Source organism: Sphingobacterium sp. CZ-UAM (genome assembly GCF_002000245.1).
In the GTDB taxonomy this organism is placed as follows: domain Bacteria; phylum Bacteroidota; class Bacteroidia; order Sphingobacteriales; family Sphingobacteriaceae; genus Sphingobacterium.
This window is the reverse complement of the sequence record NZ_MTCM01000001.1, coordinates 1,215,818-1,232,758: the sequence shown is the minus strand read 5'-3', so window position 1 is coordinate 1,232,758 and position 16,941 is coordinate 1,215,818. Positions and strand designations below refer to the sequence as shown.

The window sequence follows — 16,941 nt, the reverse complement described above, 5'->3', positions numbered from 1 at the left end:
AATTTGAAAAATAACAAGCACTGTGTCTAAAATTGTATTAACTAGCATGGATTGGGATGAACAGAGCAAAAGAAACAAAATCAACGATCACCGGAGTTTATGAATTTAAAGACGAAGATGGGGTCATCTATAAAATGAAAATACTGGGAAGAGGAGAAGAATTGTTTTTTCAAAAGAATGACAGCGCCCTGATTTGTGATATATCAGCAAGGTTTTCGGTAATTGATCCCGAAGGTATCAGGCAGTGGGACAACGGGAAGAAAATTTCCGATGAAGAACGAGCTTTTTTATTAGCAAAGATCATTGAATTGTATAAAAAAGCCTATAAAGATGATCTAACATGTTTGAAATTTTAGGAAGGGAGTTTTTAAAGGAGAAACATGATCTTAATTTTTGAATAAAATTTCAACACAGACGAACAGGCAGAACACTATAAGACTCGAACGATATTTTGACGAAAAAAATAAAATCGCTCGGGATAATCGTCTCTCTTGGATGTATTCAAATGCGAAATTGTCCATATAATCAGTAGAGCTTACTAAACTGCTGTTTACGTCAACTGCTTGAAGACAGACAAATTATTCTACTCCCTTTGTACGCATTGGGATGCAATAAACCGCTGTTGAAGCTGTGATAAATAGATCAGTTCGATCTTTGCCACCAAAACAGACATTCGATGTCCATGGTTCTTTTATCTCAATATGTCCTATCAGTACGCCTATCGGACTATAGATAGAAACACCTTTCCCCGTAAGGTAAACATTTCCCTGATTGTCCAATGTCATCCCATCAGAGCCTTGGTCGATGACCGCCTTTTGTCCGCTGAGCTTACCGTTAGATTCAATGGTATACCTGTAAGTTTTATTTCGCACCCTATCCGCTACATATAGGTATTTTCCATCGGGCGATCCTACAATGCCGTTAGGCTTAGCTACATCATCAGCCACTACAATTGGTTTTTTACCTTTTCCCGGAGGGAGGTAGTAAACTTTTTGCCCTTCTATCTCTGGTTTTTTTCTGGTCCAGTAGTCACGTTGGTAGTAAGGGTCTGTAAAGTAAATACCACCTTTCTTATCTGCCCAAAGATCATTTGGACCATTCAGTTTCTTTCCATCTACATCTGACAGCAGGACGGTAACTCTGCTATCATTGCTTATCGACCAAATTTCGTTTTTTTCGTCTGCGCAGGCAAGTAGCTGACCGCGATGGTTAAAGTACAGTCCATTGGCACGGCCGGCTGAATCTTTAAAAAGAGAAAGGTGACCTTCCGTGTTGTATTTCCAGATTTTGTTATTGGGCTGGTCAGTAAAATAGATATTCCCGTCCTTGTCCACTGCCGGCCCTTCTGTAAAGGCAAACTGCCGAGATATTAATTTCAGGCTGTCCTGATCAAACAATTGCGCCCTTACATCTAAGCCTTTTATTGAGAAGAGTAATATGAGCAAGAATGCGGGATAGAACCTGCTGGAATTAATTAAATGTAGCATAGTAAAAGTAATTAATTAAATTATCGTTTATTCAAAAAAAATCAAGGAATAGTATTTAAGTATGGATAGTCTCTAAACCTTTTCCGTTCACCGCTACCCTTCATAGAAAAGCGGAGTAGGGGAATACCGTACTTTTTAGAGATGACTTCTTCCATTACATGCGTTTCGATTGTTAGCCATTGGCAGCTTAATAAGCATTACAATCCGATTCGATCAACGATCTACTTTTAATGTATCATTCAATATTTGTAGTATCTTTCCTATACCAATCACACGTGATCCTTCCCGAAATTCAAATAATATACCTTCAGCTAGTTTTCCTTTAAAATATATGACACCCGCTAATCGGATCACCGCCTTGACTTGATCCCCAGGATATACTGTATCTTTATCAATAAATGTTTGCTCACCAGAAGTTTGCATTTCGTCAAAATCAAATTTTATCTGAGGTCTATATTTAGAGAATGCAGGTGTCTTTCTTCCACCTTCTTGTGTTGTTCTGTATTGAAGCTGCGCAATGAAATCAGACATATATCAAGACTTTTTCTAAAATTAATCAATTTATTGTAGTAATGAGCTATCATCTGAATCATACTTCCTGTGGGGTAAATCTAATGCAAATCCAACGAGTGAGCGCCATATAGTGATGATATTCTCACACCCATTTAGCGCTGTGAATTTAAATGTTGAATTTGCTGGCGTATAATATGCTTAACAGGTAGTTTCAGACAACAATTTCTTTATATCGCCAATCAGGTAAAAACTAATGACGCAAATAATTATCGATACTTTATACATTTTACAATATCTACTGTTTAGATACTCTTTTTTCAAACAACATCAGGTAGGAGTCATCAGTCTCACCAACAATCTTGAAACCCACGCTTAAATATAGACCCTTAGCTGGATTGGTTTTTAAGACACTTAATGTGATCGTTTTCTCTGATTCAGTAGCTTCCTTTATCAAATCATTCAATATTCTCGTACCGATTCCTTTGCCTTGATAGGAGGGAGCCACCTGAATTTGTATCAGTTCTATGTTATTTGCTTGTCTGTGAACCTTTAATAGACCTATGGCACATTTATTTATTTCAATTATTGTGGCGTGTACAAATTGATATTCAATCCTTTGTAAATGTGCCTCATCAGAGACCGGTAAGGAGCTTGCAATTAAATGCTGATTCATCGTCTGTATCCTGAGATCAAGCAGAAACTTCAGATCACTTTTTAATGCAGGTCTGTATTTTATTTCCCATACGTCCATAGCTATATAAAATTTAATCAAAAATTAGTAGCGGTCAGATAGCCCGATGATCTTAATCTTTCCAGGATGTGATTTGCCTCAGCTTGATCCATATCATTTGCAAATTTTATGGTTTTAAAACCATATTCAAATCGAATAGTACCTCTATTTCTAAAAATACCTAAACTATTCCCTTGGTTCCAAAAAACAAATTCAAAATGTTCTTCCTCAACATGAAATCTCTTCGCTTCTTGTAGATCATAAATCTTATGCCTGAATAGAATATCATTTTTTCTGGAAATACTTATTTGATCGCGATCTATTGTAATGATTTCTTTTCCAATGAGGTACCACATTAACGTTTTCATTACAAATAAGCCAGCTGCCGTCGAGAGGATCCACCAAACTATAAAAAATATCACCTCAAAGCTCAAACCTCCGTTTGTATCGTAAAAGTCTCCGAGTGTCGGGGCAAAAAAAATAATTGATTGTATCCAACCAAGCAGCCATAAACTAAAAATAATGATAATAGGTAAATGCTTCTTTGCCGGGACGATAATGGAATATCCCGTTGGAGTTTCGTAATGGGTTGCAATACCGCTATATGGCCTTTCCATAATCAATATGTTTTATAGGTTGTACCAATTCTAATGGTCTAATTTTCCGCTGGCTAATATGCAATAAAAAAACGAATATCCATATTATATTTCGTTTCAAATTCCATCCCACTTAACCCCAGATTCTGCGGCCACTTTTTTGTAATCATCATTAGTTAATGATCCGGGAATAAGTTTCTATTCATCCCCGCCATTTGCTTTCACTTAGGATGTAATCACGACCTCACATAATAGCAGTTTTTTCGACACCGTCTCATAAAGTGTGTAAGTTATAAAAATGCGGAATGGGAAAGGACTTCGCATTTTTTATTTATTTAACTTTATGAGACCGTGTCAATTAAAAGTACTAATGTTTTCACTTCCTGATAATATCAATAGCGTTATTAAGTATGCTATCTACTCCCATGGTCACTTCCTCTTCAGTAAGTGGAACATAGATGTCAGGTTTAATTCCGATACCATGGGTTTCTCCATGATCTGGGTATAGTATTCGAGTACCAGTGTACCAAAACCTAAACGTAGGACTTCCTATTAATGGGATTGTCACAACGTTACCGTCAGCCCCCATCGAATTCCGGCCTATTATTGTAATATCATCTGATCTCTGAGCAGCTCTCAACGCCATCGCTAGGAATTCTGGATTACTCCTTGATGCTTCCGAAATCAATACCACTATTTTTCTGCTATGACGATAGTTGGCTCCGCCCGTTGTCGTTATATCAGACTCAATTAGACGTTGAGGATAATGAGATAGCTTTTGTGTTTTTGCAAACAACAGGTCCGGAGAAATGAATGATTGTATATCAAGTTTACCGTTTGGGTAATTTCGTAAATCCAGTATTATCTTATTACTATGATTTATCCAAGCGTTGATAGCCGTCGATGTGTCAATATGTGCTGGATTTATATATGTAATACTATCATCGATATTATAAATTCCATGATGTTCAATAGACTTTTGAAGGGTTGCATTGTTGTCTTTTAGTTTGCTAAAGAGGCGGGAAAGACTAATATCTCCTTTTATCTTGATGGTTTTATCAATTTTATTCGTGGAGTAGCTTATATCTATGGTGTCCGATATAGGGATTAGACTCATGAGTTTTTCTCTATTGACGAAGTACTGATGTACATCTGGTCTAGGGCTTCCTATATAGGATGCTATTTTTTGATAGGACTCATGCAGTGGTACTCCATTTATTCTATCTATTACACTACCTATTTGTATTCCAGTTGTTTTTGAAAACGAATTATCAATATTTGTCACGATAAAATCTTGCTTGAATTTCTTAATATGCATAGGCAGCCCTATCGCGAAATTTCCGTAGACGCTGTGAACAAAACCTATTGACGATGTTGGTATGGCACTATGTGCATCTTTAATGGTTGAATTCAATATAACTAATTGTTTGTTATATTCCAGTGTAGTCGTTGCATTGATAAATTTAGGTATCAGCTCTTCTAGCAGAGAACCATTGTCAAATTGCCCTGATAGTGTATATTTATATGGATATAAATATTTTATGATATTGCAATATCTGAATAGGTTGACAAGACGTTCATAAACGTTGGGTAATGTATTTTTGTGCAGTGTTTTCTCCTGAAGTTTTGTATAAACTAAATTATCAGATCGATCAATATATTTGTTTTTAAAAGCAGGAGGATTATCCACTATTATTTGTAATCGTTTTTTTTGTATCGCGGAGAGCAATGATGACTTTTGGATCCACGAATTATCTAGGTTTTCGAGAATTAGACTTTCTGATTTTAGTCCTATGGAAGCCGTATTGGGTTTTGAAGAAACATAACTAAGCAAGATATCTATGCTCTGTTTAGGTGTTTCAATATCCGCAAAGATCTTATACAACCGTTCAAATAAAATCTCATCCCAATCAATATCATTATATGAAATTGAAGGAGAATTATATTTGATAGCGCCCCAGGTTTGCGCTAATTCTACGAGATTAGACACCATTTCTTGACTTTTGATCTTCGTCACAAATCTTTCTTCCCATTGTCTCAATATTTTGCCAAATTGTATTTCCGGACGAACTTCAATTTTTGAAAAACTAGAACTTCCTGAACTAATAAAAAACACCGAAATAGAGTCGACCTCCGCCTCAAAAGGGATATATATTTTCGAAGAAATTTTGTCAAATGGTATAGAGGTTTTATAATAGATCGAAGTGTATCCTTTATTTCCACCAGCAACGATGATGTCAAATTTTACAGGATTTACAGACAGAGGACGTACTTTTTTTAGTATTATATCAAGCGTCAGTTGGCCTTTGTCTACTTTTTTCAATTTGTAATATTTCGAATACATGACGCTATCCTTTATACTTCCATTGTTTAAGACTAGACTGCGGTCTTTAGGAATTACCTGTTGTTTTATACCACTTACCCAATTTGTAGAGTATTCAATTTCTTGAGCAAAATTCAGCGTATAGAAAAATGTAAGCAGCAATGTAAATACGAATCTCATACGTTGTTCTTTTTAAATAAATAATATTTTTCGGTTATATTAATTACGACAGGCTCTTCGAACCTTTGATTCTGAATGAAAAGTCTATTTATAAACACCCATTATTGCTGAAAATAGTTGCTCGAGCTTTGTTGTTTCCTCAAATTTAATGATCGCCCCCCGAATAGATCCACATTGGCTCAGTTTGTCCAGCTCGTTCAAAGCCGTTCTTTTTATAAAATTCAATAGCCTTACCATCGGCGGTGAGCATCTGCATATGAAAACCCTTATAAATCTCTTGCATTTTATCCATAATCAAACGCCCAACTCCTTTGCCTTGATAGGAGGGTAGCACTAGTAGATGTGGATAATAAACCACGAGATACCCATCGGAAATAGCATTGCCGAGGCCCACTAATGTTGTACCATCCCAGGCAGTAACCAGAGAATGCGAATTTAAGAGTGCTTTGATCAGTAGTTCTGGTTTTTCGGCTGCACTCCATTTATTAGATTGATACAACTTCAGAATGTCATTTGCGTTCAAATCTCTATTTACACTAAGTTGTATGTCCATATATTATTCTGTAGGTTTTGTTTCCGCCGGAACCGTTATAGTTATCAGTTAGATCGAATGTATTTACTAATTCATAGCCAATTTTAGACATATAGTTCAATATGGAAGCATACGACTTCTTATTGGTTAATATTTCGGAAAGCTTTTCACCTTCTGCGATCTGTTCATCTGAGTCTCCCAAGTCCACTTTCACCTTTAGTTTTTTCGATAAGAATTTTCCTTCTACACGTATATACGCATACGAGAAAGTGTTATGTATTTCACTATTTGAAGAGTTGGTAGTGGATTGGGCAAAGCTACTATTTAGGCAACAGATCGTAAGAAAAATAATTAGCGATAATTTGCACATCGGTTTTATTTCAGTAATAAGACTGTTGAATTTACAAAAGAGGATTTAAATAGACAAAATATATAACCCAGTAACGACAATTTTCACACCTATTTTGTACCTTGATAGCACATGAATTTGAAACTTCAGATGAAACCGTTGGAAGAAATTGACGTTTTTATTTTTGATACAGTTGATCGAGAATGGGTTAAGATGAATCTCAGTGAAAAGCTACAACCTTATTTCCAAGCTTGGTCAAAATATTATAGGTAGGATATTATATTAGAACAGCAATTTATATCATATTTACATGTAATGAGAAAAGTAGTATTTCAAAACATAGACGAGAAAACAAAAAAACTTATGCTTTGTCAGGCAGAAGGCGGAGTTTATCTTTTTGGTTATTACAGCTTACAGGATAGTTCTGCAGATTGGGATCATTTCTCTTACACTATGGAAGATGCAATGGAATGCTGCTTTGAAGAATATGGTGTTAATCGAGAGGATTGGATAATAATTGAAGATCAACCTAAAAATTGTCAACAGGACTTTATTATTCCAACAAGGATAAAAGGCAGAGAAGATGGAAATCCTGCGTTCGGACAATTACAACAATTCATTAAAGGACAGTGGGTAGACTATGAAATACCAGCGAAATGTATAAGTTTTGATGGACTTACAGGTGACCAGAGATTATTGACCACCGGACTTGTATTTGAGTATGAGAAGGCTTTAATTGAAGATAAGGAAAAAGCAATAAAAATTTTGACAGCATTAAACTTTGAAAGACCTTCGATTGATCAATTATTGGATAAACATAACACGAACCGATTTTAAAGGATTAAAAAGAGTTTATTATTGATCATATCAAATATGAAGATAACTAACAAATGAGTTTGAATAAAATGGCAACAGAAGCGAACAGGCAGGACTATATAAGGCTCGAACAATATTTTGACGAAAAAAGTAAAATCGCCTGGGATAATATGGTGTATTGGGCAGAGAGTTACTGGACAGGATCCGTAGATCAGAAGCTATTGGAGGAAAACCTGGATAACAAGTCCGATATAGCTAAGGTAATCTTCGCAAAATTAAGAGAGGGAGGTCTAGACTGGATCGATCGGAAAATCCCTGCACTTGATAACCAGAGCCCGAAAGAGTGTCTGAACACGAGCGACGGTATAAAAAGATTAAAAGAAGGACTATTAAGAATGGATATATAGGACATTTTATATTGAATGATTTTAAAAGGATGTGTACCAGGATATACCCAAAAAGGGCATGATTAAATCATTTACAGACGGTTATAATTTACAACTTATAAAAAAAACGCCCAAACTTTGATAATATTTTTATGACAGACAAAAACTTACAGAAATTAAGACAGCAAATAGTTGACGAAACAGATGGGGGTAAATTTTCCAAACTGACAGAAAAATTATTGAAAAAATATTCATCAACTGACAGAGAATATGTTTTAAATATCTTAACAGAATACGCAAGGAATGGACAAATTTTGCACTGGCGAAATTTCCTAATGACTGATATTATCAAACTTGTAAACGAAGATGAAGCCAATTACGCTGACTTCTTCGAATGGTGCATCACTCAGCCTGAATTAACCTATTGGGGCATTGACGGACTATTAAAAACCAGCGGCAAACAATCATACCCGGCATTGATCGAAATTCTAAAAAACGAGAGTATTAATACATCAATACGTGCAAAAGCAATCAAAAGCATCTCATTATTTAGCAGACAAGCATTTGACCGGGAACTACCTAAAGACCCAGGATATTGGAAAGTAGCAGATTTAAGAATAGAAGAAATAGAAATCTGGCAGAAGAATGGCTTTCAGGACGGTGATGGCTATCCTAAACCGAAAACTCATAATTCGCTGGAAAATCCAAAAACAGAACTTGAAAAAATTGCTTCAAAACTTAACAGAAAACTCCAAGCACAAAGAGCTAAAAACCCAGATCTATCTAACCCTACAAACTGGCTAGTTGTTGCAGATAAAACCGACATTTTAAACATAGAGAAAAAATGGAAATTACCGGAAAATTATTTGCTGTTCCTTAAAAACTACTCGCCTTTAAACGTATTTATTGACAGCAAAAAATACTTTCAAGGTCTACATTTATATGGAGCTTCTGAGCTAATAACTAGACAAGAAGGCTATTCATTTAATCCGGTAACTAACAAATCAATTGCCGATTGGCCAAAGAATTTTGTTGTAATTGCTGATGCTGGAGCTGACCCGTATTGCATAGACATTAATGAAATAACAGAAAATGATGCACCAATTTATACAAGTATACACGGGAGTGGTGAGTGGGAATTTGAATTATATGCAGATAACTTCCTAACCTTTTTAAAAGAAATTGCAGAAAAATAATATTGACACTATGGACACAGCAGAATTCGACCATTTACCTGATGGACTTAAGGAAAAAATTATAAGATCCAGACAGGCTTTTCTTCAAGCACAAGATATCAGCGATAAGATTTCAGGCTCATTTCATATTTGTAATCTGAGTGTTTCTGCAACGGCGGACCATGCGATTTCAATAAGTGGCATAACTGACAATGAGGACGAAAAAATTGCTGTCCAAAATTTTGTATTACAAATGGAAAATGTTTCAAGTGTCTTCAATGGAATTGAAGTTCTATCAAATCCTACAGCGCTAAGCTTGGTTGCCAATGGAAAGGAGTTTTCCATCACTACGTTGGTGGAATTGAAAACTGTAGTTGAACAGTTTCATGAAACCGAATTTGTTGAATATACCCTTAGCGGACATGATGAAAGTTCAATTATATTATTGAAAAATTCAACTCATTCATTTGCAATATATCTCCGATTCAATGGCGACGCGGGTTACACTACGCATAATCCGAAAGGGACAACTAGTGAAATGAAAGACTTTATATTGACAAATGGACAAAGGGATGAGTACCCTACGGCATTGCTTGTTGATAATAAAGATGGTTTAGAAATACTACAATTTTACTTATTAACAGGAGAAATGTATCCCGGGATTGAATGGCAGGAAGAATAATTATGATTTACTAAGTCGCAAGGACATTCTACAACTGGAAGAAGAAATACGGCGGTCTGGGCGTCTCGGAGCTGCGTAGGCTCCGTCAGCTGGAAGAAGAGAACGCCCATGTTGCCGATCTGAGCCTTGACAAACAGATTCTCCAGGAAGTATTTTGAAGAAAATCAAAACAAGATATCTACGCTTAAATTGATCGCCACATCTCCGACGCAATTAAAGCGTGGCGCGCTTCAGGGAACTGAGCTTATTACCTGATACCAAGGGCTGCAATCTTCGCACGCCACATGATGCATGGAAAAATGCAAAAAGACAGGATGTGGCTACCGATATTATTGCTTATATTCGTACCTATATGCCTGGATCCGCACTTGAAAGCTGAAAAGATCGTGTTAAAAAAGTCTTTCTACAGCTTTACCAGCAACAAAATTGGACCGTGCCGCAGAAGAGTTTGCTCCAGCAGATTGAAAAGCAGATGATCGTCGAAGGCATTGTTACTTTCGAAGATCTCGACAAAGAGCCCTTTGATGAGATAGGTGGATTCGAACGGATCAATAAAAGGTTTGAAAATCACTTGCCCGATATTCTGCAGAAGATAAATATTTATATGTAAGAGAAAAGTGAGTTGGTCAGTGCCACTACCCAATTGAAACTTCTTGCTGCAGACGGGAAAAGGTATAATTCGTATATGCTGGATCATGATGGCATAATTGCTTTAGGAAAGACTTTCCCTAGCACCAAAGCAAACCGTTTTATAGAATGGTTTACCTATAGCGACGAAACCATCGACGGTAAGAGTAAAAGTAAAGCTTATGCCCTGTTTGAAAGCTCATTCATTGAAAGCATTGAAGTAGGCACTGTCAAAGGTCTACAGCAGATACATGCCTATTTATTTGGTGGACTGTATGATTTCGCGGGACAGAACATTGAAACAGCAATAAAAGTTGGCCAAAGACACGGAAAACCATTTGTTTTCAAAGTGCTGGCGGAACAAATGTATAATGACAATTTTCGGTTTTTCATTTCAGACAATGGTGTTTGGCTGACAGAGGATGTGCCGATAAAGTACTTGAAACAAAATGATGAATAAAAATAAACCCCGCATAATTGGAAAGATACATAGGAATAATGCACCATTTACGAAATTCTAGTTTAATTTTTACGTTTAGGAATAGGAAAATCTTGGAGTTCCGCTGTCCGACAGAAGTCCTTGAAGCGGTCAGCACACATATTGAAACCTATAAAATCGATATTAAATATTCATAAGGTATGGAAGTTACAATTAACAGGTTTTGGAGCATTGATGACGATGAGGGTCTATCAAGAGCTTCTATTCTGCTCAAAAGGCCCCGAGTTGATGCCCAAATATCCCATTACGTTTTTGATTACATATGGACGAATATATTGAGTCCCAAAAAGTTAATGCAGAAAGGGAATTATTCGTTTACATTATCTTTTGATGTGATGAATGAGACCCATAAGTTTTTTTATGACTCTATCTACAATACGGATACGGTAAAATTTCATCCGGCCTACAGGAACAGAAAATACAATGGGGTGACGACCACGGAAGTTTCTATTTCCTGTAAATGCATTCTTTTCGATGAGCAGATTACTCCCGAAGTATATGCCGGCATCGTGTATGATATGTTTGGCTCTTATTTTGTTGAAGCCTTTAAAAAAGTCAGCAAGGAAGAGCTTGACACAGGCAAACAAAAAATGGATTTTTCCGAAATCAATAAATTTCCGTTTCCGGCACCTTTTGACAGCCAGAAATATAGTGGAGACAGCGGGGGCGTAGAAAAGAGAGTTGTCAATTTTGTTGTTGATGAATCATCTGATGCTTTTATGTTCAGGGAGACATATATTGCGCATTATGGATTTTAGCAATGAAACAACTAAGATGGATTGGGATGAACAGGGCAAAAGAAACAAAATCAACAACCTTGGTCGATGATCGCCTTTTGTCCGCTGAGCCTACCGTTAGATTCAATGGTAAGATGCATAGGGAAATAACTATATCTCACTTCCAAGTAAATATTACAGTTTAGTAATGTCCTTAAATAATTTTCAATTCTTCCTCCGATAAGGTTGCTTATTCCATCTTTCGTTTTTATATTTGGCGGATTAACTAAACATGAAAGCGAAACAGTTCATATGGATCTTATTGCCATTGATGCTCTTACAGAGCTTCTCAAATGTATGGCTATGGTCTGTATTTGAATTGAACAGGGATTATATCGCACGCAATGAATGTGTGAATCGCTTTAATGAAAAAGCACTGTCCTGCCGTGGTCAGTGTATTTTGATGAAGAAAATGCGCGAACATGAGGAAAAAGAACAAAAAAATCTTGAATCCCGTATTATTGATGTAGTCTTTATCGACAACTCCCACAATTTTTCTTTTGATATGTCTTCCATATGCAATGAAGATTGTATTAGTTTGTCTTACCCAGAGTACAAACAGGATTATTCCTACAATCCCACTTTTACAATTTTCCATCCACCCTTGGTTTAAATTATTTTATAGCGTGTGAGCAATTGATAAGCTATTCGACGAGATGGCATTTTCAATTGCAATAGTTAATAATAATTAAATCAAAATCTCATGAGCACATATTCCCGTATAGGGATAGTTGTGGCCTTATCTTCATTTTTGGCATGTCAATTTATTGCATGTACGCTATCATCTCCTTCAGTTCCGCTCCCTATCTTAGGTGAGCGAGACATTAAGGAAAGGATTAACGATGGTGTTAAGGTCATCGATACTCTATACCATACAATACCCGATTTTACACTGTTGGATCAGGACAGTAGCATGGTGTCCAAAAAGACATTGAAAGGAAAAATCTACCTAGCTGATTTCTTTTTCACGCGTTGTCCTACAATCTGCCCGATCGCCTCTCGCAATCTGCTTAAAGTAGCAAAGCACTTTGCGGACGACCCTAGAATCCTGATCGTATCGCACACCGTAGACCCCAAATACGATAGGCCCTATGTGTTGAAGCACTATGCAGCAGAACTGGGGGCACCATCCAATTGGCTTTTCCTCAACGGTCCGAAAACCGAGCTGTATAAGCTCGCTGGTGCTGACGGTTATTTCTCGTTTGCACAGGAAGATCCGAATGCTCCGGGAGGATTCGACCATAGTGGTGCTTTTACACTTGTCGATACAGCTTTTCGGGTCAGAGCCGTATACGACGGGACAAAAACAGATTCAATTCCAAAAATCATAGCCGATATCCAGCTTTTGCTGGATAAAGGATAGCAAAAAACAATTCAATGAATTTATCAAAACAAGTATTCCAATTTCTCGTGGCACTTTCGGTCGTCCTATCTGCTATTGCCTGTACTGAACAGAATTCCCAGAAAAAACATGTTGGTGCCCATGATGCTACGACACCTGCTATTCCAGATGAATCCGACCTAATTGCTATCGCAGATACCGCGTACAATGGCTTAACATTTAAGGTCTATGCCGATGCTAAACTTTACAATAAATACCATACGGTTTATTTACAGGTAAGGGACAAAGATGGTAAACCCTTCAATAGTTCATCACTTGACTATTACCCACAGATGGATATGGGACTGATGAAGCATGGAGGACCTTTTGAACATCCTGTCGCCCTAGGCGAGGGCTGGTACCGGGGGGCAATGGTGTTTATCATGGCCGATATACCGGATATGGGACCGGGTTGGCATTTGTATACAATCCTTGAAACGGAAGCGAGAAAGGATACCATAGCCATAAAACTTCCCGTATCCGCTGCAAAGACAATGCGGACGATGAGTTCCGGTACACGGGATGATAGCCGCGTGTTTATAACCAATCTGCTGCCGGATACCGTAAAGCAAGGAAAGCATCCCATCAAATTTCTGATGAGTAGGATGGAGCAGCATGATTTTCCACCATTGGATGGATACCTCATCAAGCTGAAAACAACTATGCCAGCTATGGGGCATGGCTCATCGGGTAATAAGGATGCTGAATCCATTGGACAGGGTTACTATGAAGGAGAAATAAACTTCTCCATGGCCGGCCAATGGGAAATTATCGTTGAGTTGTGGAAAGACGGCAAGAAAGCAAATCAGGATGATATCAAATACCAGGTCTACATCATTAAGTAAAAATTGGGGCGGTTGCTGGCTGTCCCATAGTTTATAAAGTTTTTAATCACCATAACATAAAGAGAAATGAACAAACGAATCAACGTAATCCTTTCCTGTCTCGCTATCATCGGGATGATCGCCTGCGGAGGCAATGGAGACAGGAAGAAAGAAAGCAACAGTAGTACAACGGCAAACCAACCGGCAGCTTCAGCAGAAGCAGCCATGTTGGATTTTAAATCAGATGGATCCAAAGGAGTGGGGCCTGTTAGCGTTGTCGAACGCAAACCATTTGACGCACAGCTAGCCAATAAAGGCCTGGAGCTCTTTGTGTCCAAATGTGCCATGTGCCACGATTTCGAACGTACCTTGGTGGGGCCTTCGTTGGATGGCGTTGTAAAGCGGCGTACGCCAGAGTGGATCATGAATATGATGCTGGATCCCGCGACTATGCTCGAAAAAGACGCCGATGCAATAGCGCTGAGCAAAGGTTTCAGTTCTCCTATGATTAGCTTAGGACTGCAGCAGGAAGAAGGCAGAGCTATTTTGGAATATTTGAGAGAACGTAACAGCGCTGCGAAATAAGCCCAGCTATGCAAACCCGCAAAATCAGATTGTTGTTTGTACCAGGATGGCTTGAGCTATATTGTTACAGGCAACAAATCTGTTGTGGGTATATATTGGTCAAATTTAATTTATTATACCCTTGAAAACGCTATACTTAAAGTCTTTTTTAATTTTTACGCTTCTATTTACAATTTTTAGCGCCGATGCGCAGGCGCACCATGCTGATACGCTATTGCCAAAACAGCTTGACTCTGTTTTTATTAAATCCCAGTTTAGGAAAGATAGGTCTAGCTATCAGTCAGCAAGGATAAACATACCTGATTACGAGAATCCACAGGTTACAACAAGTGTAGGTATCAACCTGACTAAAAATAGAAACTATTATACCCAGACAGCTATGTTGGCAAATGCGGCGGGGGTGACACCCAGCTGGGCCGGGGTTGCCCCTTATTTTACCATTCGTGGATTTCGGACCAGGAGTAATTTTAGAAATGGCCTCAATGCTTACCTACATTACAGCGATGAAAATAGCAATATACAGCAGCTGGATGTAATCAAAGGGCCGAGTGGTACCTTGTTTGGTGGTACAAATATGGCTTTCGGGGGATTGATCAATGTGCTCACCTATGTTCCCGTGGATAGTACATTTACAACTATTTCGCTCGCAGCGGGCAACAATGCCCTGCATCGCGGCAGTATTGAAATAAATACAGTACTTGATTCAGCACACAGATCCCTGTTCAGAATGTTTGGTACATATACCTCCAGAAAGAGTTTTCAGGACCAGGGATTGAATAAAAGCCTTTTTCTTGCACCAAGTTTTAGCTACCAGCTCAGTCCTGACCTTAAGGTTAGGATCGAGGCCGAATTCTTGCGGAGAAATACCACCAACAGTCCTTTGTTTACACCTGGTAATCCGCTTATCGGCGGCATTGCCACAAACGTACAGCATGCTAGCGCGCTCAATCTGGACTACTTCAGTTCTTATACGAATAACAGCTTGCTATGGCGAACCTCCTCACTGAATTTTTATGGAAAAATAAGTTATGCCATCTCGCCGGCTTGGCAGTCTGAAACAAACCTCGCCAGTACAAACAGCACATCAAATGGCGATTATCAGACAAACCTGTTGCTCAACAATAATACTGCGGTAGCAAGGAAGGTATTACAGTATGAATCCGAGGATATCAGCAACTATCAGGTTCAACAAAACTTTATCGGTAATTTTAAACTTGGAGGCTGGGACAATAAATTACTGATTGGTCTTGACTACCAGCGCTATAGTTATGCGGCAAATTATAAAAATGCAGGTTACGTGGATACGGTATCGCTTGATGATCCTTCGGCTACAGCAAATTTATTTCATGCAGACCTGATCCGTGGTATTGTACTTTCTAGGCAGCCCAACAATTCGGTCGCGCCTCAGAACAGCTACTCGGCTTGCATTTCAGATGTCATCAAACCCACCGATGCGTTGACGCTGATGTTCAGTGCCCGGTACGACAGGCTGATCAATTTGGGTACGAAGGATCTGTTGACTGCTATTACAACTGCCGATTATAAGCAGTCGTCCCTTACGCCTAAAATAGGCCTGACTTATCAGCTTATTCCAAAAATTATAACAGTTTTTGGAAATTATATGAGCGGATTTCAAAATCTCGCACCGACAAGTGCCAACGGCATTCTATATAATTTCAAACCCCAATACGGAAACCAGTTCGAGTCCGGTGTCAAAATAGCGGTTCCAAACAATGCACTTGACCTTACACTGAGCTACTATGATATCCGGGTACGCAATTCGGTGATTACAGATCCGGCGGATGCCACAAAATATATTCAGGGAGGAAAACAGTATAGTCGTGGTGTAGAGTTCGATATACAGTCCGAACCCTTGACCAATTTTTTTATCCATGCGGGTGGCGCTTACAACGCTAGTAAGTTAACGGTTGCTGATGCTGCCGTTCAGGGATTAAGGCCTGTAAACGCTGGTCCAAAATGGTCTTTCACCTGGTACGCTAGCTATGAACTGCCGGCAAATAAGGACAGCAAGTGGAGAGCCGGATTAGGAGGGAATTATGTTGGTCAGGATCTGATTATTAACAGTACAAATGCTGGAAGTTTTTATACCGACGCTTATACACTTTGTAATGCTAATATAGGTTATATTTATCGACAATTTCAATGTAAGTTGACCGCCGAAAATTTATTTAATACCCGTTATTATTATGGAGGTAGGGGTTTTATCACACCCGGTAACCTGCGGCAATGCATTTTGGCTATGGCCTTGCATTTTTAGTGCTGTGATTTTATCATCTACAATAGTTTATCTGTGCTTCTAAAACATCAGTATTTAAAAGATAAAAGGCAGAGAATCCGGAAATCCTGCGTTTGGACATTTACAGCGATTTATTAAAGGGCAATGTCTGTCTGCAACTTTTCAGCTCGTGCGATTGATTATCAATATAAATTACTTTCCGGCTCATATTTTTTGCTAATTA

20 protein-coding genes and 2 pseudogenes are annotated in these 16,941 nt (G+C 38.2%); 15 read left to right on the top strand and 7 right to left on the bottom strand.

The annotated features are described in order from the left end of the window. Positions 1-56 precede the first annotated feature (56 nt). Positions 57-356, top strand: a complete 300-nt coding sequence (locus BWD42_RS05350; RefSeq protein WP_077433866.1) for a hypothetical protein — start codon at positions 57-59, stop codon at positions 354-356. Between the two features lie 222 nt (positions 357-578). On the opposite strand, the gene BWD42_RS05345 is transcribed toward BWD42_RS05350, so the two are convergent. The 7 genes from BWD42_RS05345 to BWD42_RS05315 form a co-directional block, all read right to left on the bottom strand. Further along, entirely contained in the window at positions 579-1,487 is a 909-nt protein-coding gene (locus BWD42_RS05345) for an SMP-30/gluconolactonase/LRE family protein (protein ID WP_077433864.1), read from the bottom strand. 213 nt (positions 1,488-1,700) lie between these two features. Continuing rightward, the gene (locus tag BWD42_RS05340) at positions 1,701-2,018 is read right to left on the bottom strand and encodes a hypothetical protein (protein WP_077433862.1); all 318 of its coding nucleotides are present in this window, start codon (positions 2,016-2,018) and stop codon (positions 1,701-1,703) included. A 277-nt stretch (positions 2,019-2,295) separates the two neighbouring features. Next, positions 2,296-2,751 (bottom strand): GNAT family N-acetyltransferase, encoded by a 456-nt coding sequence (locus BWD42_RS05335; RefSeq protein WP_077433860.1) that lies wholly within the window; start codon positions 2,749-2,751, stop codon positions 2,296-2,298. A 17-nt stretch (positions 2,752-2,768) separates the two neighbouring features. Then, complete coding sequence (locus tag BWD42_RS05330; RefSeq protein ID WP_077433858.1) at positions 2,769-3,347, bottom strand: hypothetical protein; 579 nt, start codon at positions 3,345-3,347, stop codon at positions 2,769-2,771. A 355-nt stretch (positions 3,348-3,702) separates the two neighbouring features. Next, positions 3,703-5,829: a S41 family peptidase gene (locus BWD42_RS05325; RefSeq protein ID WP_077433856.1), complete on the bottom strand. Its 2,127-nt coding sequence runs from the start codon at positions 5,827-5,829 to the stop codon at positions 3,703-3,705. Positions 5,830-5,974: 145 nt separating this feature from the next. Then, positions 5,975-6,382, bottom strand: a complete 408-nt coding sequence (locus tag BWD42_RS05320; protein ID WP_077433854.1) for a GNAT family N-acetyltransferase — start codon at positions 6,380-6,382, stop codon at positions 5,975-5,977. Next, positions 6,366-6,731 carry a hypothetical protein gene (locus tag BWD42_RS05315; RefSeq protein WP_077433852.1) on the bottom strand — a complete coding sequence of 122 codons (366 nt, stop codon included), beginning with the start codon at positions 6,729-6,731 and terminating at the stop codon, positions 6,366-6,368. Before BWD42_RS05315 ends, BWD42_RS05320 begins: the two co-directional genes overlap by 17 nt. Positions 6,732-7,025: 294 nt before the next feature. Between BWD42_RS05315 and BWD42_RS05310 the strand changes: the two genes are divergently transcribed. The 14 genes and pseudogenes from BWD42_RS05310 (at position 7,026) to BWD42_RS05250 (ending at position 16,739) form a co-directional block, all read left to right on the top strand. Next, positions 7,026-7,547, top strand: coding sequence for a hypothetical protein (locus tag BWD42_RS05310; protein WP_077433850.1), 522 nt, complete (start codon positions 7,026-7,028; stop codon positions 7,545-7,547). A gap of 53 nt (positions 7,548-7,600) precedes the next feature. Continuing rightward, the gene (locus BWD42_RS05305) at positions 7,601-7,933 is read left to right on the top strand and encodes a DUF2384 domain-containing protein (protein ID WP_077433848.1); all 333 of its coding nucleotides are present in this window, start codon (positions 7,601-7,603) and stop codon (positions 7,931-7,933) included. A gap of 131 nt (positions 7,934-8,064) precedes the next feature. Next, the gene (locus BWD42_RS05300; RefSeq protein ID WP_077433846.1) at positions 8,065-9,108 is read left to right on the top strand and encodes an SMI1/KNR4 family protein; all 1,044 of its coding nucleotides are present in this window, start codon (positions 8,065-8,067) and stop codon (positions 9,106-9,108) included. A 10-nt stretch (positions 9,109-9,118) separates the two neighbouring features. Next, positions 9,119-9,769 (top strand): hypothetical protein, encoded by a 651-nt coding sequence (locus BWD42_RS05295; protein WP_077433844.1) that lies wholly within the window; start codon positions 9,119-9,121, stop codon positions 9,767-9,769. Positions 9,770-9,792: 23 nt separating this feature from the next. Then, positions 9,793-9,921 (top strand): annotated as a pseudogene (locus tag BWD42_RS05290) (transposase); the annotation flags it as partial. 68 nt (positions 9,922-9,989) lie between these two features. Further along, positions 9,990-10,148 (top strand): hypothetical protein, encoded by a 159-nt coding sequence (locus tag BWD42_RS24645; protein WP_175991962.1) that lies wholly within the window; start codon positions 9,990-9,992, stop codon positions 10,146-10,148. Positions 10,149-10,160: 12 nt separating this feature from the next. Further along, positions 10,161-10,379 (top strand): annotated as a pseudogene (locus BWD42_RS05285) (type I restriction-modification enzyme R subunit C-terminal domain-containing protein); the annotation flags it as partial. Positions 10,380-10,454: 75 nt separating this feature from the next. Further along, positions 10,455-10,856: an RNA 2'-phosphotransferase gene (locus tag BWD42_RS24440; RefSeq protein WP_139351027.1), complete on the top strand. Its 402-nt coding sequence runs from the start codon at positions 10,455-10,457 to the stop codon at positions 10,854-10,856. A 179-nt stretch (positions 10,857-11,035) separates the two neighbouring features. Beyond that, complete coding sequence (locus BWD42_RS05275) at positions 11,036-11,653, top strand: hypothetical protein (RefSeq protein ID WP_139351026.1); 618 nt, start codon at positions 11,036-11,038, stop codon at positions 11,651-11,653. Between the two features lie 250 nt (positions 11,654-11,903). Further along, positions 11,904-12,284 carry a hypothetical protein gene (locus BWD42_RS05270; RefSeq protein WP_077433838.1) on the top strand — a complete coding sequence of 127 codons (381 nt, stop codon included), beginning with the start codon at positions 11,904-11,906 and terminating at the stop codon, positions 12,282-12,284. A 90-nt stretch (positions 12,285-12,374) separates the two neighbouring features. Next, positions 12,375-13,034: an SCO family protein gene (locus BWD42_RS05265; protein WP_077433836.1), complete on the top strand. Its 660-nt coding sequence runs from the start codon at positions 12,375-12,377 to the stop codon at positions 13,032-13,034. A gap of 14 nt (positions 13,035-13,048) precedes the next feature. After that, complete coding sequence (locus tag BWD42_RS05260) at positions 13,049-13,897, top strand: FixH family protein (RefSeq protein WP_077433834.1); 849 nt, start codon at positions 13,049-13,051, stop codon at positions 13,895-13,897. 66 nt (positions 13,898-13,963) lie between these two features. After that, positions 13,964-14,461, top strand: a complete 498-nt coding sequence (locus BWD42_RS05255) for a c-type cytochrome (protein ID WP_077433832.1) — start codon at positions 13,964-13,966, stop codon at positions 14,459-14,461. Positions 14,462-14,582: 121 nt separating this feature from the next. Further along, positions 14,583-16,739, top strand: coding sequence for a TonB-dependent siderophore receptor (locus tag BWD42_RS05250; RefSeq protein WP_077433830.1), 2,157 nt, complete (start codon positions 14,583-14,585; stop codon positions 16,737-16,739). The last annotated feature ends 202 nt before the right edge of the window (positions 16,740-16,941 follow it).

Coding starts and splice junctions, on each gene's coding strand:
- BWD42_RS05350 (WP_077433866.1), top strand. CDS start 57: ATGAACAGAGCAAAAGAAACAAAATCAACGATCACCGGAGTTTATGAA.
- BWD42_RS05345 (WP_077433864.1), bottom strand. CDS start 1,487: ATGCTACATTTAATTAATTCCAGCAGGTTCTATCCCGCATTCTTGCTC.
- BWD42_RS05340 (WP_077433862.1), bottom strand. CDS start 2,018: ATGTCTGATTTCATTGCGCAGCTTCAATACAGAACAACACAAGAAGGT.
- BWD42_RS05335 (WP_077433860.1), bottom strand. CDS start 2,751: ATGGACGTATGGGAAATAAAATACAGACCTGCATTAAAAAGTGATCTG.
- BWD42_RS05330 (WP_077433858.1), bottom strand. CDS start 3,347: ATGGAAAGGCCATATAGCGGTATTGCAACCCATTACGAAACTCCAACG.
- BWD42_RS05325 (WP_077433856.1), bottom strand. CDS start 5,829: ATGAGATTCGTATTTACATTGCTGCTTACATTTTTCTATACGCTGAAT.
- BWD42_RS05320 (WP_077433854.1), bottom strand. CDS start 6,382: ATGGACATACAACTTAGTGTAAATAGAGATTTGAACGCAAATGACATT.
- BWD42_RS05315 (WP_077433852.1), bottom strand. CDS start 6,731: ATGTGCAAATTATCGCTAATTATTTTTCTTACGATCTGTTGCCTAAAT.
- BWD42_RS05310 (WP_077433850.1), top strand. CDS start 7,026: ATGAGAAAAGTAGTATTTCAAAACATAGACGAGAAAACAAAAAAACTT.
- BWD42_RS05305 (WP_077433848.1), top strand. CDS start 7,601: ATGAGTTTGAATAAAATGGCAACAGAAGCGAACAGGCAGGACTATATA.
- BWD42_RS05300 (WP_077433846.1), top strand. CDS start 8,065: ATGACAGACAAAAACTTACAGAAATTAAGACAGCAAATAGTTGACGAA.
- BWD42_RS05295 (WP_077433844.1), top strand. CDS start 9,119: ATGGACACAGCAGAATTCGACCATTTACCTGATGGACTTAAGGAAAAA.
- BWD42_RS24440 (WP_139351027.1), top strand. CDS start 10,455: ATGCTGGATCATGATGGCATAATTGCTTTAGGAAAGACTTTCCCTAGC.
- BWD42_RS05275 (WP_139351026.1), top strand. CDS start 11,036: ATGGAAGTTACAATTAACAGGTTTTGGAGCATTGATGACGATGAGGGT.
- BWD42_RS05270 (WP_077433838.1), top strand. CDS start 11,904: ATGAAAGCGAAACAGTTCATATGGATCTTATTGCCATTGATGCTCTTA.
- BWD42_RS05265 (WP_077433836.1), top strand. CDS start 12,375: ATGAGCACATATTCCCGTATAGGGATAGTTGTGGCCTTATCTTCATTT.
- BWD42_RS05260 (WP_077433834.1), top strand. CDS start 13,049: ATGAATTTATCAAAACAAGTATTCCAATTTCTCGTGGCACTTTCGGTC.
- BWD42_RS05255 (WP_077433832.1), top strand. CDS start 13,964: ATGAACAAACGAATCAACGTAATCCTTTCCTGTCTCGCTATCATCGGG.